The sequence below is a fragment of the Proteus sp. G2626 genome (genome assembly GCF_009915985.1).
Taxonomy (GTDB): Bacteria; Pseudomonadota; Gammaproteobacteria; order Enterobacterales; family Enterobacteriaceae; genus Proteus; species Proteus vulgaris.
The window spans coordinates 91,549-111,948 of record NZ_JAABNH010000002.1 but is presented as its reverse complement, the minus strand read 5'-3'; the positions used below and the strand labels follow the sequence as shown (position 1 = coordinate 111,948).

At 37.0% G+C, this 20,400-nt stretch carries 19 protein-coding genes; 7 read left to right on the top strand and 12 right to left on the bottom strand.

All coding sequences use genetic code 11. From position 1 onward, the window contains the following. Window positions 1-29: 29 nt before the first annotated feature. From GWJ05_RS00820 to tamA, 6 genes are all read right to left on the bottom strand, one after another. Window positions 30-1,205: an MFS transporter gene (locus GWJ05_RS00820; protein WP_161680885.1), complete on the bottom strand. Its 1,176-nt coding sequence runs from the start codon at window positions 1,203-1,205 to the stop codon at window positions 30-32. Window positions 1,206-1,213: 8 nt separating this feature from the next. Further along, the gene (locus tag GWJ05_RS00815) at window positions 1,214-2,506 is read right to left on the bottom strand and encodes a dTDP-4-dehydrorhamnose 3,5-epimerase family protein (RefSeq protein WP_115370512.1); all 1,293 of its coding nucleotides are present in this window, start codon (window positions 2,504-2,506) and stop codon (window positions 1,214-1,216) included. A gap of 49 nt (window positions 2,507-2,555) precedes the next feature. Further along, entirely contained in the window at window positions 2,556-2,819 is a 264-nt protein-coding gene (locus GWJ05_RS00810; protein WP_161680883.1) for an XRE family transcriptional regulator, read from the bottom strand. Between the two features lie 314 nt (window positions 2,820-3,133). Continuing rightward, on the bottom strand, window positions 3,134-3,481 hold the full coding sequence (locus tag GWJ05_RS00805; RefSeq protein WP_036939401.1) for a gamma-glutamylcyclotransferase family protein: 348 nt from the start codon (window positions 3,479-3,481) through the stop codon (window positions 3,134-3,136). A gap of 5 nt (window positions 3,482-3,486) precedes the next feature. Continuing rightward, window positions 3,487-7,308 carry an autotransporter assembly complex protein TamB gene (tamB, locus tag GWJ05_RS00800; protein WP_115370513.1) on the bottom strand — a complete coding sequence of 1,274 codons (3,822 nt, stop codon included), beginning with the start codon at window positions 7,306-7,308 and terminating at the stop codon, window positions 3,487-3,489. Further along, complete coding sequence (gene tamA / locus GWJ05_RS00795) at window positions 7,305-9,047, bottom strand: autotransporter assembly complex protein TamA (protein WP_036939405.1); 1,743 nt, start codon at window positions 9,045-9,047, stop codon at window positions 7,305-7,307. The genes tamB and tamA overlap by 4 nt, the downstream gene beginning before the upstream one ends. A gap of 126 nt (window positions 9,048-9,173) precedes the next feature. Here tamA and msrA point away from each other — a divergent pair, with 126 nt between their 5' ends. Together msrA and GWJ05_RS00785 are read left to right on the top strand one after the other, a co-directional pair. Then, window positions 9,174-9,812 carry a peptide-methionine (S)-S-oxide reductase MsrA gene (gene msrA, locus GWJ05_RS00790; RefSeq protein ID WP_087803773.1) on the top strand — a complete coding sequence of 213 codons (639 nt, stop codon included), beginning with the start codon at window positions 9,174-9,176 and terminating at the stop codon, window positions 9,810-9,812. 150 nt (window positions 9,813-9,962) lie between these two features. Beyond that, window positions 9,963-11,345: a hemolysin family protein gene (locus GWJ05_RS00785; RefSeq protein WP_036939410.1), complete on the top strand. Its 1,383-nt coding sequence runs from the start codon at window positions 9,963-9,965 to the stop codon at window positions 11,343-11,345. A gap of 79 nt (window positions 11,346-11,424) precedes the next feature. Here the strand turns inward: GWJ05_RS00785 and GWJ05_RS00780 are convergent, their stop codons facing one another. Further along, complete coding sequence (locus GWJ05_RS00780; protein ID WP_036939412.1) at window positions 11,425-11,631, bottom strand: DUF1107 domain-containing protein; 207 nt, start codon at window positions 11,629-11,631, stop codon at window positions 11,425-11,427. 282 nt (window positions 11,632-11,913) lie between these two features. Here GWJ05_RS00780 and GWJ05_RS00775 point away from each other — a divergent pair, with 282 nt between their 5' ends. Next, window positions 11,914-12,474 (top strand): YtfJ family protein, encoded by a 561-nt coding sequence (locus GWJ05_RS00775; protein ID WP_036939415.1) that lies wholly within the window; start codon window positions 11,914-11,916, stop codon window positions 12,472-12,474. A 53-nt stretch (window positions 12,475-12,527) separates the two neighbouring features. On the opposite strand, the gene cysQ is transcribed toward GWJ05_RS00775, so the two are convergent. Then, complete coding sequence (gene cysQ, locus GWJ05_RS00770; protein WP_036939418.1) at window positions 12,528-13,268, bottom strand: 3'(2'),5'-bisphosphate nucleotidase CysQ; 741 nt, start codon at window positions 13,266-13,268, stop codon at window positions 12,528-12,530. A gap of 142 nt (window positions 13,269-13,410) precedes the next feature. After that, window positions 13,411-14,031, bottom strand: coding sequence for a peptidylprolyl isomerase (locus GWJ05_RS00765; protein WP_036939421.1), 621 nt, complete (start codon window positions 14,029-14,031; stop codon window positions 13,411-13,413). Window positions 14,032-14,305: 274 nt separating this feature from the next. Here GWJ05_RS00765 and GWJ05_RS00760 point away from each other — a divergent pair, with 274 nt between their 5' ends. The 3 genes from GWJ05_RS00760 to GWJ05_RS00750 all read left to right on the top strand — a co-directional run bounded on the left by GWJ05_RS00760 (window position 14,306) and on the right by GWJ05_RS00750 (window position 17,206). Next, window positions 14,306-15,754: an NAD-dependent succinate-semialdehyde dehydrogenase gene (locus tag GWJ05_RS00760; protein ID WP_087803775.1), complete on the top strand. Its 1,449-nt coding sequence runs from the start codon at window positions 14,306-14,308 to the stop codon at window positions 15,752-15,754. 503 nt (window positions 15,755-16,257) lie between these two features. Then, window positions 16,258-16,812 carry a hypothetical protein gene (locus tag GWJ05_RS00755; protein ID WP_052038566.1) on the top strand — a complete coding sequence of 185 codons (555 nt, stop codon included), beginning with the start codon at window positions 16,258-16,260 and terminating at the stop codon, window positions 16,810-16,812. Then, on the top strand, window positions 16,805-17,206 hold the full coding sequence (locus tag GWJ05_RS00750; RefSeq protein WP_082239502.1) for a DUF1240 domain-containing protein: 402 nt from the start codon (window positions 16,805-16,807) through the stop codon (window positions 17,204-17,206). The genes GWJ05_RS00755 and GWJ05_RS00750 overlap by 8 nt, the downstream gene beginning before the upstream one ends. Before the next feature lie 200 nt (window positions 17,207-17,406). Here GWJ05_RS00750 and zinT read toward each other — a convergent pair whose 3' ends face one another. Genes zinT through GWJ05_RS00735 form a run of 3 tightly spaced genes read right to left on the bottom strand, consistent with a single transcriptional unit; the run spans window position 17,407 to window position 18,446 of the window. Further along, window positions 17,407-18,054, bottom strand: a complete 648-nt coding sequence (zinT, locus tag GWJ05_RS00745; protein ID WP_036939427.1) for a metal-binding protein ZinT — start codon at window positions 18,052-18,054, stop codon at window positions 17,407-17,409. A 4-nt stretch (window positions 18,055-18,058) separates the two neighbouring features. Then, complete coding sequence (gene ykgO, locus GWJ05_RS00740) at window positions 18,059-18,184, bottom strand: type B 50S ribosomal protein L36 (protein WP_006535739.1); 126 nt, start codon at window positions 18,182-18,184, stop codon at window positions 18,059-18,061. Window positions 18,185-18,197: 13 nt separating this feature from the next. After that, entirely contained in the window at window positions 18,198-18,446 is a 249-nt protein-coding gene (locus tag GWJ05_RS00735; protein WP_036939430.1) for a type B 50S ribosomal protein L31, read from the bottom strand. A 237-nt stretch (window positions 18,447-18,683) separates the two neighbouring features. Between GWJ05_RS00735 and GWJ05_RS00730 the strand changes: the two genes are divergently transcribed. Next, a complete protein-coding gene (locus GWJ05_RS00730) occupies window positions 18,684-20,378 on the top strand; it encodes a hypothetical protein (protein WP_052038567.1) in 1,695 nt (564 codons plus the stop codon). Window positions 20,379-20,400: the final 22 nt, after the last annotated feature.

The following is a 20,400-nucleotide window of genomic DNA, read 5'->3' as shown; positions in this document are numbered from 1 at the left end:
AAGCTCTTCATTTTATTGAGGGGCTTTTTTTATGATGATATCACTCTTTGTTTCAAACGCATTACAAGCAATCCACCACTTATCAATGTGATAGCAATGGCAACTATCATTAACATATAAACTACTGAAACGTCTCCAGTCGAAAAAAACAAAAGCCCGCCCACAATCGGTAAGATCAGTTGATTCAATAGGATAATCAGAGATGACACACTTGCTAATTGATTGAAAGGGATAATCTCAATTCTAAGCATTCTTAAAATATTTCCCGAAAAAACTTTTCCAATAATTGAAATTGCATAGCTGATAAAAAACAAGATCATGGAACCTTGAAAAAATACTAGGAAAGAGGAACTGATAACAATAATCGAAATTGAAATAATAGTGAGTGGCCTTCTCCTTATACATTGACTTAAATAGCTATATAAGTATGTGCCTAATACACCGCAGATCCCCGCTGCAATATCAATAAAACCATAATATTTTATGGGTAATTTCATAGAGCGATCAATTAACGCCGTACCACTAGATTCAATTAAACCATCAAACATATTGTTACCAATAGCAATAAAAATAGAAAATAGAATTATCGGTGATGATAAAATGTAAAGAATCATCTTATTAAAACTAATTATTTCTTGCGAATTATTTTCGTGAATTCTCTTTTTTTCCTTATAAAAAAATAAAAAGAAAAGAGCATTAATAAAATAAAATATAACAGGTATAATAAGTAAATATTTATATCCATAATCAATAAAAAAAATGCCAATGAGAGGACCGATGATCATCCCTGAGAAATCCATTCTAGATATCATATTAATATGATGTTCTTTATTATTACTTATAGATGCAATCATTTTTTCATACGAAATAAGCGTTTGAGAATTTCCAATAGAAATTAAACTGCCAACTAATCCAAAACTGACTGCTATCATCATCTCAGACGTAAAATCAGCATATAATAAAAATAAACACCCTGTTATTTTAAAAACATCAGAAATAATCGATATAGGACGAACACCTAAGCCATCTATATATTTTCCAATAATAGGGATCAAGAAAACCCGAGGTAACCACCATAGTGCGTATGTCAATCCCGCATATTCAATACTTGTTGTTAACTGATAGACAATAACAGGCGTAAGAAATACCATTAATCCATCAGCCGTTAATACAAAAAAAAGCATATAAAAAAAGACAGTATGCATAATAAATATCAGACCTTTTCTTTAATTAACACTTTAATTGGATTATTATTTTCATCATAAACAATAATAGATTTGGGTGTATGATGTGTAGGCTGCTGTTTAATGATTTCCTCTTGTTTAGAAACAATAAATTGATAATAGTTTAAATCTGCCTCTATTTTATTAATAGAATAAGATTGATAGTTTTTATTCGCAATTTTCCAATCAATAACATCATGACCAGGAATATATTCTTTTTCTTTATCTAAATAAATAACAGGGCGATTAACCGTAATCACATTCGCCATATTAAATAAAGCATGAGCAACCCCACAAGGGATAACAAGTTCAAGGTTAGGTGTAGGGTTAAACGTTATCTCATCTTCATAAAATAAAGTAGGCGAGTTCTTTCTCATATCAACAAGCTTTAATGTTATATCACAAGAAGTTTCCCCTAAAAAAATCAAGTGATCTTCTTGCCCTAAATGTAAGCCATAAGAGTCAAAATCATAATCTTCGGGGCCATGGTCAACAAGATACATCGGTGATTTTCGTGTTAACGGAACAATCCCACTCTCTTTACCCGTTTGCATTGTCGGCATCTCACGAAACGCCACACCCATAATTGTCGAGAGTGGTAATTTCATTCTTTGATTTTTGGCTATTCTTTCTCTAAATCTTAAATTAACAGTATCACCATTATCTAAACGAATTTTTCGTGTTTCTGAATGCAAAAATTCATGTTTATTGAGAAGTTCAGACTGGATATCGGCAATGCGATGATAAACTAAATCGGAGGCTTCTTCTGTCATAGGTTCATAACCTTCAATATCATCAATGTTAATATCTTCAGGGAGATTAATAACATCATTATTCGGTGACCATGTAAGATCCTTACAGAATAACTTCTCTAGTGTAGGTAAAAATAAAGTATAACTATTTAAAGTAAATATATTCTCTAAATGATGAAAGGTATGAGCAACACCTGGAGGAATAATTAATGTTCTCGCTGAAGAAGGTGTAATATAAAAGCTTAATACTGACTTAAACGTCGGAGAATATTTACGACAATCAATAAATTTAGCCAATACTTTTCGATTTTCATCACCTAAAAAAGTCAATGTATCTTGTTGCCCGAGATGAATACCATATTGTCCATATTTAAACTCATCACTACCATGATAAATAATATTAATCGGATATGTCGTTGCAAAAGGAATAACATAAGAATCCTTTCTTCCATTGTTTACTCGCCAACGAGAAATCCAATGTAATCCAACGATATTAATATCTTTATTTAAATTAATAATATCCTTATTCATTATTTTATCCTTACGTTTAAAAGCAGCTAACAAGCTGCTTTTAAATTAATTAGATACCGACAACTTCAATGTCATAACCTAATAACTTTACACTTTCGAGGAGTGACGTTAAATTAGATGTATTCAATTTTTGATATTTATCATCAGCAGGTACATTTTTAATACCAGCAAGATAAGCCAATTTATCAACTGTCTCTGTTGCTGTTGTTTTTGTTTGAAATATCATATCAGTAAAAGAATTACTTGCTATATTTTGTTCAACTTCTACAGGTTTATTTTTATAAAGCAATGAGATGTTATTAGAATTGTTCATAAACCACCTTTAAAATTCATATTAAAAAATAATAAAATCTAATTTCATTGATTAACTTAAGTAGTCACTTATCTTTTTAGCATTAATTTAATTTTATTGTCAATAAGCTAAGCATTAATAAAATTCATATCTATAATCATAAGAAATAAAATAAATATTAGCTATTAAATTAAATAAAAATAATAACATTTAAATAAATTAAAGAGTCATTAATAATATAAATAAACTATTATCTATTTATATAAAAATAAAAACGGCTCGATATTCCTATCAAGCCGTTTTTGTATCATATTGAGTAAAAGGGAAATACTCAATTACTCTTCTTCATGACGCTTTAACCAATCACCACATTTTATTTCACGCAAACCATCAACAGGCTTTTGATAAAGGTAGATCCAAGCACTGCCATAAGGCGTTGAAATCAGTTGTCGCTTGTAATCCTGATCGTTCTTTTTCAATTCATCAAGCTCTGTCAAGATAGAAGGTGTTATCCGATAGACTTCACACTCTATCTCTCCTTCACCTTCAATAACCGCAGGGTAAAATCCTAAATCATAGAGTTTATATCCCACTAATTTATGCTCACCGAGAAGCTGAGCATAAGTCATCCAGTGATGGTTACCTTGGTTTCGCCGTAAACTACCATAAACAATAATTCGCATATAATTTAAAACTCAAATTGATAAAGCAGATCTATTGCCTGATTCATACCAGACACTGCTTGTAAATACAACCTGGGCATCAAGCGATAACGTAAGGTTAACGTCGCTAGCGAATCAAATATACCCACTCCATACTTCACTTGTAGGTCGTTCGTTATCTTACCGCTGACCACAACTTGTGAATTATCCCCCACACCTTGTGTATCAAGCGCTAGATCCGAAACACCAAAGGTTTCGCCTATGCGCCCTACAAGCTGACCACTTTGACCAACGCCTAATCCTATCAGCATTGCTGTCATTTGTGATGAATCAGCATCACCACTGTCTAGACCTTCACCTCTTAACAAGTAAGATAACGCTTCTTGTTGTGTTTTAGCTGGCTCAGAGAAAATTTCTACTTTAGGCTGATCAGCAAGCCCCGTTACCTTAACACCAGCAATAACATTGTCTGCGGTATTATCAGGGTTACGAATAGCCTCGATATTTAAATAAGGTTGATCAACGGGCCCAGAGAACAAGATTTGTCCCTTACGCACTTGTAAATCTTGCCCATAAGCTTTGAATTGCCCACGTGGAATATCAACTTGCCCATTTAAACCCAGTCCTTGTTTATTCTGATTGACTTTAAGTGCTCCCGTCAATCTGGCTTTAAGACCAAATGCGTCCAGTGTCACATCATCACCAATATTAATCGCTAAATTGCTTTGAATTGGAATCGATGTCTCTTTTGGCGCTATAGGCTGTAAGTTTTTATCCAGCATCACTTCATCTGAAGATGCCGATACCGCCGACTCCGGCAACTCTTGAACCACAATACGAGCCCAAGGGATATCAATACGGCCATCTAATTTCAGTAAATGAGGGCTAGCCTCAAAAACAAGGTCAGGATTAACATCAATACGCACCATTGGCGGTAACGACACCCTTAGTTTATTACCATTAGCGGCCACCACTGCGCGCCATTCATCTAACTTACGCCAATCGGCATTACCAGTAAGATTTAAGTAACCTTCTGGCGTTTCGATTCTACCGCTTAAATCGGACGTCGCACCATTGAATTGAACATCAACATTCCCTTTCGTAATATCAAACGGGATCCAGTGCCCAACCACTTTTAATTGATTGATACCAAATTGACCAAATAGCAGTGGCGATTGTGCATTTCCGCCTAAACGTAATTGTGCACCAACACGACCTTCAGCTATTTCACCTTTACCTAAGAACGGTTTGATTAAATCTAATGTCAGATTATCAATATCCACCGTACCTGATAATTGGCGTTTTTTCTCAAGATCGGCAACATGCACATTGCCTTTAAAATTACCATTACCTGCAATACTAATCAGCCATTGTAATGTTGCTTTACCATTATTCATGCCCGCATTTAACGTAATGGTATCGAAATCAATAGGTAAAATAGTGCCTTCGATATTCTGTTTTACTGCAACACCTTGCCCTTTTAAATTGACAGATGCTTTCGGTAATCCGCCTTTTGAACTCCATGTTGCAGTAGCATCCCCTGTAAACACACCACGAACAGACGTTTCAGGTGGTAAAAAAGGCTTTATCATTGCTAAATCAAAACGAGTTAACGTAATTCCAGCAGTTCCACTTTCACCAACGGTTATTGCTTTAGGAACACAGACTTGTGCATCAGGATTCACCCAGCAATGAGCACCGATCGTAATCTCTTGCTTTTCTGCCAATAAATTCAGCGTCATTGCTTTATTTAAACGCCATTCACCCACTGGGGTATCAAAAGCCGTATTATTTAACGTCCCTTTCCACTGCTGTTTTTCTTTATCGAATGAACCCGCTAATGTCAGTCCACCAGACACTGGCTCACCATCTACTTTCAAGGTGAGTTTATGTTGTTTTTCTGTACCAGCTGCATCTAACGTTAAATTACGAATAATTAAATCGGCTTGTTTTAACTGGCGTGCTGTAATAACCAGTTTGCCACCAATGTCTTTATCAGACTGAACATCGCCTTTAATCGTAATAGATCCAATACTCACTTGATCTTGCCATTTAATGCCCTGGGCATTGATATCAGCAATAATCTTTGGTGTATTAATATCACCTCGAATATTCACCTTACCTTTTACAAAGCCAGTGAGCCCTGGCACTAAACCATTTAATCCTGGTGCATTAATATTGGCATCTAATGCCCATTTATCGCCTAGGTGCCCTTCGATATCGAGCTTATTTTTCCCCAATATCAGATTTAATTGGGGAATATTCCATTGTCCTGAATCATTACCATAAGCATTCCCCCTCGCCTTGATAAGATTATTTTTGAGATCACCATCTAAAGTGATTTCAGGAACACGTAATTGCCAACTCCCGCCATACAGGCTCCCCGTTGTAGCAATACGTCCATCTAATTTAGCGGGCATATCAGGATACTGTTTTGCCGTATTAATTCCCGAAATAGTGAGCAATGCATTCCAACTAATCGCCTTACTCCAATCAGCAACACCAGTGATATCAGCATGACCCTGTAATGCGGCTAAACGCAGTCGTGTTAACTCAATTTTTTCTTCATTACCTTTTGCATCCAACATTAATTTAGCAGGCGGAATTTCCTGACCTTGGATATCAGAACGCAATGAAAGATCATAATTATCAGTCTGACCATTGAGACGTAATCGGGTGTCATTAAGTTGATACTGTACATCCCCAGTTAATGGCCAACGAACTTTTTGGCTCTCTAGAGTAAGTTTTAACGGAAGATGCGGTTTGGCGAGCTCTGCTTGTGCATCAAGCGTGGCTGTTACTGCACCAGTTAAAGAAAGTGCTAATTTAAGCTCTTCCAGTAATGCTCCTTGCAAAGAAAGCGTCGCTTTTTGATCTTTAAAATCTTCAAGCCCTGCGACATCACGGACAGTCGCATTCACATCTAAATTAACAGGCCACTGTTTATCTAGGGTAATTCCCCCATTTAAACTCACTTCACCTTCTGGTGCATCAATATTTAATTTAGTGAGATTAACCTGCTTACCTTGAGTCTTTGCCTCAAAAGAGAGTTGATTAATGGTAACGGGCGTATCCCCACTCACTTGTAATTGCTTACCTTCAATACCTTCAATATTGATATCAACAGGAATAATAATTTCAGGTAATTCAGCCAATAGTGGCTTAGCAAAAATCGTTTTAATCGTGTCTGCTAGCGCCTGCTCTTTTTCTTCTGGTGTTGTAGGTTCAGTTTTAGGTTTTGCAGTTACGACTTCTTTTACATCTTGGGCAACTGCTTGAACACTGCCTTCTTCTGGTGTTTTGGGTAACGCCACCAGCAAATCATTAATAACTGTTGGGTTTAATGTAACTTGATGCCCTTCCCACTGCGCACCGGTTTTAAACTTACCGAGCGAGATTGCTATATCGTCAATCTTCACATGCGTATTTTCTAATGAAAGCGAGTTTAAATAGAGAGGTAACGGCGCATTGAGCTCAGTTAAAGGCTCTGATGGTGGGGTTTCTTCAGAGGGAGGGAAAGCATTAGTATCAACATTAACAACCACATCGCGTGTCGCCAGTGTATCAACGCAAACTTGTTTATCCGTCAGGCATGCTAAACGTAGTCCTAATGATAACTCACCCACGTTCACATCAACTCCGGGCATTTGATATTCAACTCCCGTTAAACGCAGATCTTTCCAGTCACCATTAACATCTTTGATAACTAAGCCAGGAACCCAGCGAGCAGCACTATTAATGGCAAAATGCAAACCTGATTGTGTTCCTAAGATCCAAGCTACGGCACTGAACGTAAGCAAAATAATGATAAGAAGTGTTAGTGCAATCCATTTCAACCACTTGATCATAATTCTGCTCCTAACCCGATATAAAACTGAAGTCTACGTTTATCAACGTCGCTCACAGGTAATGCTAAATCAAATTTAATCGGACCAACTGGTGATGCCCAGCGCACACCCGCGCCAGCACCTGTTTTAAAATCACTGCGAGTAAAATCATTAACGGCTTCACCACTATCAATAAAGACAGCGCTCCACCAATTACCCGTGACATTATATTGATATTCTAGTGATCCGACTAACATCCTTGATGCACCGGTTAAATTACCTTTGCTATCTTCTGGTGAGATACTTTGGTATTTAAAGCCACGGACACTTCTATCTCCCCCCGCAAAGAAACGTAACTCAGGGGGAACTTGTTCAAAGGCATTAGTTTCAATCCAGCCGAAATTACCTCTTACAACAAATCGATGCCCATCCCAAGGCGTGCGTATCCAGACATGTTGTGCTTGGAACGCAACAAATTCTACATCTGAGCCCCATATTTTATTGGAGTAGTCTAATGTGTAACGTTGACTATCCCCCCAAGAAGGCATCATGCCCCCTCGTTGGCGTACGCGACTTGCTGTCACGCCTGGATAAAGCAACATCGTGGTATTTGTGACATCCCCCTGAGTAAAGTGGCTGAGGCTCCAACGTGTATTCACACTGTATTGCCAGCCAGTGGACATATCCCAGTTTCGAGACACATTTAACGTTGTGGTATCAGAACGAGTGTCATTTAAATCGGTCCGTTTAAAACCACCTTGAACACCATAATATTGCTCTAATGGGTTTACCTTAAGTGGAATTTTATAGTTTGCACCAATAGATTGTTCAGGTTGAGAAACGCTAATGTTGGAAGTTAAACTATGACCACGCGAATTCATCCATGGTTTATCCCACTGCATATTAAGGCGAGGACCAACATCGGTGGCATAACCACCACCAAGCTCTACATAGTTACGAGAACGCGGAGTGACAACCGCACTCATCGGTAAAAGATGAGAACCTTCAGCGCGTGCTTTAGCAATATCAGGGGTCACAACGGCAGAGTTAAACCAACCTGTTGCCGCTAAACGGCGATTAAATTCGGCTAGATCTTCAGAGGCGTAATATTGCCCTTCTTTAAAAGGAACAATATTTTGTAAGTAATCTTCCCGAATTTGGGAGCCTGTATAATTCACTTTGCCAAAGCGATAACGTTCACCACTATTAAAGACAAAATCCCAATACGAGGCATGGTTATCTAAAGAGACACCTAGCTGGCTTTTATCCATTTCAGCATCAAAGTAACCACGACGGATAGCAAGTCCTGTTAATGAACCTTTGAGCTTTTCATAATCACCATGATTTAAAACACTATCAAGAGGAGGGGTATTCTCTTTAATGACCTTTGCATATTGTTCGTCAGTTTTAGCACCGCCTTCAAGAACAATATCGACCCCTTTGAGTAAAATAGGAATACCGGGTTCAACTTTAGCCGTTAATACAGAACGCGCAGGTGGTGTGTTTTCTTGATAAGAGAATGTCACTGTTGGCTGATAATAGCCTAAAGGGCGAAGTCCTTCTTGAATTGCCTTTTCAACACGCGCACGAAAACGCCCGTCAGGTGCAACTTCTTCTGTTGTAATGTTTGATAGCTGGACTCGCGCATTTTTTTCGAGTTGCCCTTCTAAACCTTCCACTTTTAAACGCAAATTTGCCCCATAAGCAACGGGTGCGATAAAAGACAGACAGAGAACGTAGATAACGGAGTATCTCGGCACGTTTTCTCCTCAATATGATTTAATTCATGTGATAAATTGACGACAAACTGTTTTAAGCTTTATTGTAGATTTAGTTTATAACAATATTAAACCTTTACCATAGTAAAGCGTTTACAAATATAAAAAATGGAGTCTACCTTGCAACATCAAGCTTACCAACCTGAGAATGCCTTAAGGGGCACTTCGACGCCATTAGAAATATCTGCTAATCATGCGGTAAATGGGCATTCCATTAATGAGATCCCGGAAAAGATGAGTATCGCTTATTTTGCCATGGGCTGTTTTTGGGGTGCTGAACGTCTATTTTGGCAACAGCCTGGCGTTTACTCAACAAGTGCAGGTTATAGCGGTGGTGTAACAGAAAATCCAACCTACCAACAAGTTTGCCAAGGTTTAACTGGCCATAGTGAAGTGGTGAGAATTATTTTTGACCCCGCAATAATTAGCTACCAACAACTTCTGGCTCTTTTTTGGGAAAATCATAATCCATCACAAGGTATGCGCCAAGGTAATGATATTGGGAGTCAATACCGTTCTGCTATTTACACCGTCAACACTGAACAATATGCACAAGCTGTTGAGTCAAAGAAACGTTATCAACAAGCGATGAATGCCCAAGGTACTACTGAAAAGATCACCACTGAAATTCAGCCAGCGGGCCCATTCTATTTTGCTGAAGACTACCACCAGCAATATTTACATAAAAACCCAAAAGGTTATTGTGGGTTAGGTGGAATTGGTATCTGCTATCCCCCAGAAAAGTAACACTAGCAGAAAATAGTAGGGCGATGATATAATTACGCCCTCTTATCTATCTTTGTGAATAATTCCATCACAATATATTGATTTATCTTCTATTTTTAACACTCTAGTATTGCCCTTTGGATTAAATACTCGGGGTGATGTGAGCCTTATATGCTTAATAGTTTACTCATTGTGCTTTTGCTTTGTGCTATCAGCGCCTTTTTTTCACTGTCTGAAATCTCGCTTGCTGCTTCTCGTCGAATTAAACTCAAACAACTAGTCGATGAGGGCAATATTAACGCCGCTCGTGTATTAAAAATGCAAGAAATGCCAGGCATGTTTTTTACAGTCGTACAAATTGGATTAAATGCCGTTGCTATCTTAGCGGGTATTGTCGGTGAATCCGCATTTTCTCCTTCACTTAAAAGCTTTTATCTACAGTTTTTTGAAGAACCATTAGCTCAGCAACTTGGGTCTATTTGTTCTTTTATTATTGTCACATCAATGTTTATTTTACTGGCTGATTTAACCCCCAAACGTATTGGTATGATTAAGCCAGAAGCTATCGCATTACGAATTGTCAATCCAATGCGCCTCTGTCTTGCCTTTTTCCGCCCTCTGGTGTGGTTATTTAATGGTATGGCGGATCTCATCTTCAAGCTATTTAAAATCCCGATGGTCAGAAATGAAGATATTACTTCTGATGATATCTTCGCCATTGTAGAAGCCGGGGCTGTTGCTGGGGTTTTACGTAAACAAGAACATGAACTCATTGAAAATGTCTTTGAATTAGAATCACGCACCGTTCCTTCTGCAATGACGCCTAGGGAAGATGTGGTTTATTTTGATCGCGAAGAAACTGAAAACGACATTAAAGAAAAAATTGCCACCCAGCCTCACTCTAAATTTTTAGTGTGTGAAGGTGATATCGACCATATTATTGGTTATGTAGATTCTAAAGAGCTTCTTAATCGAGTTATCAATGGACAAAGCCTAAATCTTAATGAAGGCGTTCATATCCGCAAAGCTCTCATTATTCCTGATACATTGACACTCTCAGATATGTTAGAAAGTTTTAAAACATCAGGTGAAGATTTTGCCATCATCCTCAATGAATATGCCATGGTAATGGGCGTTATTACACTAAATGATGTGATGACAACATTGATGGGCGATTTAATTGGACCAGGGCAAGAAGAGCAAATTGTCAGTCGTGATGAACACTCATGGTTAGTTGAAGGTGGTACACCAATTGATGATGTGATGCGTGCACTTGATATTGATGATTTCCCTGATTCTAGTAACTATGAAACTATTGCAGGTTTTATGATGTACCGCTTGCGTAAAATTCCAAAACGCACTGATTACGTGAAGTTCTCGGGGTATAAGTTTGAAGTTGTCGATATTGATAATTATAAAATTGATCAATTACTTGTGACAAAAGTTGATGATATTCCTCCCGTTAAACCCGTCTTACAGGAGCATGTTCCTGTTACACAGACAACAACAACGGAAGTCGAAATCAAAAAAGATGAAAATAAAATTGCTGATTAGTTAGTAACTAAATGAAATTAATAACTGAGCCTTATCTGAAAACTCGAAGAGAAAGACTCAGTTATCTATCAGATAAAAGTTAACCCATTTCAGCCTTAAGTAAAATAACCTGCTGGTTTACTTCACTCATTACATTAAAATGTAGCTTATCTTTTATTTTAGGTAATAGAATTTTACCGTAATCGAATTCAAATGCACCCATTCCTTTGATATAAAACCGTCCACGAAATAACGTCTTAACGTAGAGAGCAATTTTTTCAGGGTTATAGCGATTGAAGATTTTCATCTTTCAGTTAGTCTCCCATGCTCGTTGTTGAGTTTAATAAGTCATAAAGACTTATCTTTATATATCAAATTTAAAGACCTAATTATAAGTACTAGGTTCAACTTATTTAAATTTCTTATCTATTTTTACATTTATTGACAGTAAAGAATGTAAATCAAGATAACGTAAGCAATATCTCACCCTCTCAATGTTAAATAAATGTATCAATAATGAGGTATTATTCTTCACTAGCTTCTATGCTTAAATAGAACCTAACGTGACCTCAATAATAGGACAATAGCTATGCACAAACTCACCTTAGCGACACTTTTACTTAGCACTTCAACGTGGGTATTGGCCCATAACATCACTGAAAATACGGTTCTCCCAGCGGTCACCATCAATGACAAAGGTGAGCTACTTTATGACACAGCCAAAGATAAGTTTAGCTACCAAAATTGGAACAGTGGTCTGCTGAGTGGGAAAGTACGTACTGTTCAGCATATAGCAGGACGGAGTAAAGCAAAGGAGATGAATGCGCCATTTATTGAAGCAGTTAAATTAGCCAAATTCCCGCAAGCGAGTTATCAAACAACAACCATTATTAATACAGATGATGCAGTATTTGGTACAGGTCCCTTTGTACGTGGCAGTGTCGAAGACAGTAAAAAAGAGTTTCCTTGGTCACAATTTATTGTTGATGCCGATGGCGTAGCATTAAAAGGCTGGGGGTTAGAAAAAGAGAGTTCAGCGATTGTTGTACTTGATAAACAAGGCAAAGTCCGTTTTGTCAAAGAAGGTGTGTTAAGTGGCTCGGAAATCACAACAGCCATCAATCTTATCAATGATCTCATTAAAGAATAATCTCTATATCAAAGCCCTTATTAAATAAAGGGCTCTGATCCTATAATATGATACTAAAATATAGAGACTCTAAATCCTGGATTTATCAATGATGCTTTAGGAGAATAATCTAGAGTTACCCCTTTCCAATCGGTAACATGCGCACCTGCTGCAATAGCGATAGCATGACCAGCTGCGGTATCCCATGTATGTGTAGGTCCAAAGCGGGGATAAAGCTGCGCTTTACCTTCCGCAACAAGACAAAATTTTAGAGATGAGCCGACGGCGACCGTTTGATGTTCACCTAATTGTGATAAATACTCTTTTAATTCATCATCTTGATGAGATCGACTAATTACAATCACAGGAGGGTCTGCTCGGCTTGCATGGATAGGTAATCGCTGACCACACTCCTCTTTCCACGCTTTTTTATTGGCAGCCGCATATAACACATTTTGCACTGGTGCATAAACTACACCTAAAACAGGAATGCCCTTTTCGATTAAGGCGATATTCACCGTAAACTCACCATTTTTACTGATAAATTCTTTTGTACCATCTAGTGGATCAATTAGCCAATACCGATCCCAATGACGGCGAACTTCCCATTCAGGTGGATCTTCTTCAGATAATTGTGGGATGTCAGGAGCAATAGAAGCAAGTCCTTGTTTGATAATTTGATGAGCTGCTAAATCTGCTTCCGTCACAGGTGAATGATCACTTTTCTCCTGCACTTGAATCGGCTCGGATTGCTGATAAATCTGCATTATCGCCATACCGGCTTGGCGAGCTAATTTGCTGACTTGTTCTAACATAATGCACCTCTCTTATTTCTATAAGCATGATCACTTCTCTTATAAAAATCAATTACCCTACTATCTCTTTATTTTAGTATAGAGACAACAATAGCCGGCAAAACCGGCTATTTTTTACTCTGATTTGCCGCAGAATAAGAAATTATAAAATTTCTAATAATTCTACTTCAAATACTAATGTTGCGAATGGAGGAATAGCCGCACCTGCTCCACGTTCACCATAGGCTAATTGATAAGGGATATATAATTCCCACTTAGAGCCTACTGGCATTAATGTTAATGCTTCAATCCAACCTGCGATAACACCATTTACAGGGAATTCCGCTGGCTGACCGCGTTGAACAGAACTGTCAAATACAGTGCCGTCAATTAAACGACCCGTGTAATGAACACGAACATGATCAGTACGTGCAGGGATCGCACCTTCACCCGCTGTCAGTACTTTATACTGTAAACCTGACTCTGTAACTTGAACGCCTTCATTTTTCACATTCTCTTCTAAGAAAATTTTACCCGCATCAGCCAGCTCAGCTTGGCGTTCTTGACGAACAGCTTCAGCACGCTCATGCATAGTACGTAAGGCATTGTGTAATGTTTCAACAGGTACAGAAGGCGCATTACCTTCTAATGCATCGGTCAAGCCAGCTAACAGTGCTGCGGGCTCTAATCCTTGAAGACCTGATTCTGTCAGTTGTTGACCGACTTGCAGACCAATACCGTAACTTGCCTGTGATTCGATAGAATCAAATGATGGTTTTGACATGAAAAATACCTGTTTTTTATGAAAGTTGATCCCAAGAATAACAGTGGTAAGGTACAGCGTAAACCTTCTGTCTTGAGTAATGGGGGTTATTCATTAAAAATAGAAGCAATTGACGCTATTTATCCTGTTTTTAGCACTTTTTTAGTGTGATTTGTCATACTTATTTTCACAACTCCGCAACACAGGCATATAATTATCAGTAGGCATAAAACAGCCTAGCCCTGTTAATTCAGCGCTAAATATCAATATACAGATATGTTCAGAGAGGTATTAAGTGAAGATAACGACAAATCCCTATTTCCGCGAACAAGGCTATATTGATGGTCTTTGGTGTAATGCTAAAAATAACGACACGATTGATGTCATTGATCCCGCAACTGGCACACAACTAGGTACAGTTCCTAATATGGGAACACAAGAAGCCATAATGGCGGTTGATGCCGCACAAAAAGCCTTACCGCAATGGCGTGCATTCACAGCACATCAGCGCGGAGCATTATTGCAAAATTGGTTTAGATTAATCACTGAAAATAAAAGAAAACTTGCTGAATTAATGACATTTGAGCAAGGTAAACCCGTTGCTGAAGCTGAAGGTGAAATTACTTATGCAGCCTCTTTTATTGAGTGGTTTGCCGAGCAAGGTAAGAGAACTAACGGTGAAATTATTCCCTCACCTTCTGCTGATAAACGCTTGATGGTGATCAAACAAGGTATTGGTGTCTGTGCTGCTATCACACCTTGGAACTTCCCGGCAGCTATGATCACCCGTAAAGCCGCACCTGCATTAGCGGCGGGTTGTACTATGGTGATTAAACCTGCCAATGAAACACCTTATACCGCATTGGCCTTAGCTGAATTAGCGACTCAAGCCGGTATTCCAGCTGGTGTTATTAATATTGTGACAGGTGATGCCATTAAAATTGGCGAAGTCTTTACCTCCGATAACCGTGTTCGCAAATTAAGTTTTACAGGCTCTACAGGTGTTGGACGTTTATTAATGCGCCAGTGCTCAGATAGCGTAAAAAAAGTCTCTTTAGAATTAGGCGGTAACGCACCATTTATCGTGTTTAATGATGCTGATATTAATAAAGCAGTTGAAGGTGCTATGGGAGCAAAATTCCGTAATGCAGGACAAACCTGTGTTTGCGCTAACCGTTTCTATATTCATAAGGATGTTTATCAACAATTTAGTGAACGCTTTGTTGCTGCTGTTAAAAAGCTCAAAGTAGGAAATGGTTTTGAAGAAGGTGTTACTATTGGGCCTCTCATTAACCGTAAAGCTGTTGAGAAATCACAATCATTGCTTGCTGACACACTAAAACGCGGTGCAACACTGCTTTGTGGTGGAGACGGTGATAAAGCTGGTGAAAACTTCTTCCAACCTACCGTTGTCGGCAATGTTCCTGCTGATAGCCATATCCTTGAAGAAGAGATCTTTGGCCCTGTAGCACCTTTAGTTATTTTTGAAAATGAAGATGAAGTGGTGCATTTAGCTAATAATACCATTTATGGCTTAGCGGCTTATTTTTATAGTGAAAATCCACAACGTATTTGGCGTGTTGCTGAAAATTTAGAATACGGCATGGTGGGCATTAATACGGGTTTAATTTCTAATGAAGTTGCACCATTTGGAGGAATTAAACAATCAGGTTTAGGTCGTGAAGGCTCTGAACACGGTATTGAAGATTATATGGAGATGAAGTATCTCTGCCAGGGATTATAAATAATCGTTAACTCAACTTATAAAAGTAAGTCAGCATGGATGCTACTGCTTTTTCCTTTACTATTTTCTCTTATTATCGAAAAATATTAAAAATTATATTTATATATCTTCAGTTTATTTATTAATTATATAAAAAAAATAAAAATAACTTCTTGTATAGCGAAGGATACTATCCACTTAAAGTAAATAATAAAAATAGAATATTACATAATAAAAAATAAAATCACCCTTGTTGTTAAGCTAACTTTCAATTAATTAATCTAACAGTGGATATTTTTAATTGCATAAAATCATAAATTTTATTAATCTAATTTAAATTTATAAAAAAAGAATTGAGCGGATCCTTAATGATACGGAAGATGATGAAAATGTTGCGGCACTTATCACCATTGAAGAAGCTGATGATGTTCTAAAAAACTTATCTACTCCAACACCTTACAAATCATCGAAAGACACTTTATTTAGTATTGGTGATATCGCTTCATCATATTCTGGAAATATCTATGATATCATATAGAGTCGAAAGGATTATTAATGAATTTAGAAATATTTATATAAGAATTTCAAGTCATGCGGGCGTTAGAGCTTATTTAAATGCGACTCGATATCTAGCAAATAATCCTCGTATTATATATATGGGAGTAGGAACTCAAGGAATGAATTCCGTTTCAGCTGGAGGAGTACGCTTTGCAATTGTATTTTCAGCAACTTATAGAATTGTAGAGCTCATATTTAGAGATGAATATGAGCTCACTAGTTTTTTCATAAATATAACTATGGATATGGCAAAATTGGCTATTGCAACACAAGTAATTACAACTATAGTCGGTGTTATAACAACATTAGGGATAATTTCAGGAGGAAGTGTCATTGTTGTATCTGTAGGAATATTTTTACTGAGTCTTGCAATTTCATATTTTCTCTATAAGTTAGATGATGAATTTAAGATCAGTGAAACCATTATTAAAAATCTAAAATCTTATCGGGAAAAGAAACCTGAAACGCCTTATCACCCTGATCAATTTTTCACACAATGGGGGAGACTTAGCCGTGGATAAAATAAGCCCACTGAAATTATTTTTAACTTCTTTATTTATTTTTTTATTATCTATTTTTTGTTTTTATTTTTCAATATCATATTACATTGAATATTTTTCAATGAAAGAGCGTATATTATTCTCTTTCCAGACTGCATTATTATGTTTTGGCTCACCCTTACTAATATATTTTTCTTATTTAATTTTTATTTGTGCATATAAGAAAAAAATAAAAAAAATGAATAATAAAATCGCCGGTTATCTTGCTATTATTGCAATAGCTGGAATTGTTTTTAGTTTCTTTTTTTCATTTTATGTCAGATATGATTTAGTCTCTAAGGGATATTATATTTGCTATAAACAGTCAATCTTTGCACCAAGCGAATATGTTATATTAAAAGATATGTGTAAATAGCATATATATTTTATATGATGTGATAAAGCCTATGTAATCATACCACTGTTAATACTATAACTTGATGTATTACCAATCAAATAACTTTCACATGAATTATTTTATTGTTCTTTTGATATCACATAATTAATTAAAAAAAATCTAGCATTCCTTTGCTAAAGATTTTTTTATTATTTTATTTTCTATTTATTTTACTTAAATCAGTGATAAAGCATTTCATGAACAATATCATCTGCTTTCATGGAATAAGGGTAATACGTTGGCCAGTTACTTAGTTCTTTAAGTAATTCATCTTGCGATATATTGCCCATATATAAATGGAAGTGCCCTGCTTTCTCTGGCGCAATAATATGGTCGCTAAATTGAATAAATTTAGGTGCTTGGCTTTTAGCATCATCGCAACGGAAAAGATAACGTACGCCTTTTTTACCAGACTCATAATGTAGAATACGATAACCATCATAATGATATTCACAGCTATCGACGTTCTCGCCTCTATGGAACTCAATAATATTGTTTTCAATGCCAACCATATCCACATCAGTTTTATAGCCTTGTGCATAATAGGCTCGGTACTCTTCAACCGTTTTATCTTTTTTCGTTTCTGCTTTCTTTTGTAAAACCTCATCTAGCTCGCCACTAACCAGATAAGGCTCTACAGATTGCCATACGCCATCCCAATCACTAAGCTGGCGATTGAGAACGTCCTTGTCCTCAAAAATACCATTAGCAGCATCTCGTTGTGCTTGTGTTTGTACTTTTTCATGATGATGCCCATGAGCCAAAACAGACATCGCACTACTCAACAAACCCATAATCAAAAAACAAGAAAATATCGGTCTTTGCATGATCTTACCCCTGAACTGCTTTAAAACGTGGATTTGACTTACAAATTACATAAAGACGACCACGGCGACGCACAACCTTACAATCAGGATGGCGCTGTTTTGCACTTTTTAATGAGCTTAATACCTGCATTTTTCTTTCCTTCTTACTTAACAAAACGGCCAAAACGTTTATTAAAGCGCGCCACATTACCTTCTTGAGAATGTGTTTTTTGCTTACCGGTATAAAATGGATGAGATTGAGAAGAGACATCTAACGTGACATAAGGGTAAATTGCCCCTTCATACTCTATCGTTTTTTCCGTCTTAATGGTTGAACCAACTTTAAAGTAAGCATCTGCACTAGTGTCATGAAAAATGACAGTTCGATATTGTGGATGAATACCTGGTTTCATATAAAACTCCAATCATACTTGTAATGTTATAATATAACAATATTGAATTACAGTAATGTAGCGCTTTTTAATTTCCTTGACCAGTTTTTTTTAATCTGTTTTCAATCTTAGAAAAAAGGAGGCTGTTTTAGGCGTGACTTTTTAAGTGATATAAGTGGATTTTCTGACCTTTTTTTATCCAGTTTATCTATTTTCCGCTAAAGTTATACTAAGACGGCAAAACAAATAGGACATATTATGACTCATTGGCGCGATAAGCTTTTCAGTAAGTCACCTCTGTCTATTGATCTTAATATAGACTTTCCTAATGTTTTTCCTACTTCTACTCCTTCGCTTTTTTCACTGTTAATTCCTTATGAAATAGGCGATGAGCCTTTACCTGATGAATTAAATCTATTGTCAGAAAACCACTTAAAAGAAAAATCAAATAATGAATCTATTCCTTTCAGTTGGTCAGCAGGCGCTCGCGAAGGTATTATTCTGCATCAACGGATAGGTCGCGCGATCGAACAGCAACCTTCACAGCAATCATGTGAGGAATTTATCCTATCACTCTATAACGCAATCAAAAATGTTGTGCTTTTACCCGATAAAGATCATATCACTTCTTTTTATGCAATAGTCTGTCAGGATAAACTCGCCCCAATAACTTATCTTTCCCAGTTGATCGACCAAATAGAACAAGATGAAGCATTGTTTAAAAATAAGATCTATTTTCAGTTGATCTTATGGATCTTAAAACTGAGCCCTGATAAGAATCCCGTTAAAATCGCTTTAGGGTTGTTAAGATCATTTCGTGATAATACTTCTCAACGTTTACTTTTATTGTTCGCCCTCCACCCTGAATTTACACTTTATGCGATTCGTTCGCTAAAACAGCGCCTTTCTTGTGAAGAGTTTGAGCCTTTTTTACACGCCCTCGGTCAACGAACTAAAGGCTGGGGACGAATTCAGTTTATTGAACATCTGCCATCAACTCTTTCGGTAAATAATCGTTATTGGTTACTCACTGAAGGGTATAAAAATAATGTAATGACAGAATATGTCGCCTATGACTGTGTAACGAAAGGCAAACTATTAGAGATACTCCATACGCATCCTTTAGATAACACACTGCTACTGGGTTGTAGTGATTTATTACGTGCATTGCTTAATGGTGGCCCAGCAAAAGATATTTATGATTACAGTGAGGGTGCTCAAGTTTGCAAAGCGTTTATTTCACAAGTCGATGCACTGCCACCAAAAGAGCTAAAATTACTTTATTGCGTTTGTGAAATCACTGATTTTGTACAAAATAGTGGTGAAGATTGGTTATTACTCGAAACATTAGGGTGGGATGACCATGGCCAACAGCAAATTATGTCTGTTTCACAAAATATTATTCAAAAACCAGAGTGGTCAACACTCATTATTGAAGCATTACAACATCCCTCTCGCTCAAAAAATTACCAAGCAAGTCTGGTAGCAAAGTCTCTTCGCCTTGATATTTGGGAATTACTCTTTTCACTACAAAAAGATAATCCAAATGCAGACTGGTGGTATCAATTAATGCAAACAGATGCTTCTCATAAAATAGAAAGAGTAGTCAAACTTGCAGAACAACAAATTGAATTAACACAATTAGGTAGCACAGATGATCCATTAATAACTACCTACTCTGAATATCAGCCCCATCATGCCGTTGAATATATTATGCAAGATCTTGGTGGTTTTCCCGGTATCGGCTGGTCACTCATCAAACGGCAATTACGTAGCCCGATATTACGTGATAGAAATATGGCGCTGAATGTTCTTTCAACTTGGTCTGATACATTATTGCCTCATGATCTTTATGGTGAATTAACACAAGCCTTAACCATAGAAACCGATAAAAATGCTTATCAACGTATAAAGTTATTTTTAGTTAATCATCAAGGAAATGAAGAACATTAATGGTTAGAGAAAATAGATAATT

Bases quoted from the DNA above. Each gene is read 5' to 3' on its own strand.
- GWJ05_RS00735 (WP_036939430.1), bottom strand. From the start codon at position 18,446: ATGAAACCAGGTATTCATCCACAATATCGAACTGTCATTTTTCATGAC.
- zinT (WP_036939427.1), bottom strand. From the start codon at position 18,054: ATGCAAAGACCGATATTTTCTTGTTTTTTGATTATGGGTTTGTTGAGT.
- cysQ (WP_036939418.1), bottom strand. From the start codon at position 13,268: ATGTTAGAACAAGTCAGCAAATTAGCTCGCCAAGCCGGTATGGCGATA.
- GWJ05_RS00765 (WP_036939421.1), bottom strand. From the start codon at position 14,031: ATGTCAAAACCATCATTTGATTCTATCGAATCACAGGCAAGTTACGGT.
- msrA (WP_087803773.1), top strand. From the start codon at position 9,174: ATGGAGTCTACCTTGCAACATCAAGCTTACCAACCTGAGAATGCCTTA.
- GWJ05_RS00805 (WP_036939401.1), bottom strand. From the start codon at position 3,481: ATGCGAATTATTGTTTATGGTAGTTTACGGCGAAACCAAGGTAACCAT.
- GWJ05_RS00755 (WP_052038566.1), top strand. From the start codon at position 16,258: ATGATATCATATAGAGTCGAAAGGATTATTAATGAATTTAGAAATATT.
- GWJ05_RS00730 (WP_052038567.1), top strand. From the start codon at position 18,684: ATGACTCATTGGCGCGATAAGCTTTTCAGTAAGTCACCTCTGTCTATT.
- tamB (WP_115370513.1), bottom strand. From the start codon at position 7,308: ATGATCAAGTGGTTGAAATGGATTGCACTAACACTTCTTATCATTATT.
- GWJ05_RS00815 (WP_115370512.1), bottom strand. From the start codon at position 2,506: ATGAATAAGGATATTATTAATTTAAATAAAGATATTAATATCGTTGGA.
- GWJ05_RS00775 (WP_036939415.1), top strand. From the start codon at position 11,914: ATGCACAAACTCACCTTAGCGACACTTTTACTTAGCACTTCAACGTGG.
- GWJ05_RS00785 (WP_036939410.1), top strand. From the start codon at position 9,963: ATGCTTAATAGTTTACTCATTGTGCTTTTGCTTTGTGCTATCAGCGCC.
- GWJ05_RS00810 (WP_161680883.1), bottom strand. From the start codon at position 2,819: ATGAACAATTCTAATAACATCTCATTGCTTTATAAAAATAAACCTGTA.
- GWJ05_RS00820 (WP_161680885.1), bottom strand. From the start codon at position 1,205: ATGCATACTGTCTTTTTTTATATGCTTTTTTTTGTATTAACGGCTGAT.
- ykgO (WP_006535739.1), bottom strand. From the start codon at position 18,184: ATGCAGGTATTAAGCTCATTAAAAAGTGCAAAACAGCGCCATCCTGAT.
- GWJ05_RS00780 (WP_036939412.1), bottom strand. From the start codon at position 11,631: ATGAAAATCTTCAATCGCTATAACCCTGAAAAAATTGCTCTCTACGTT.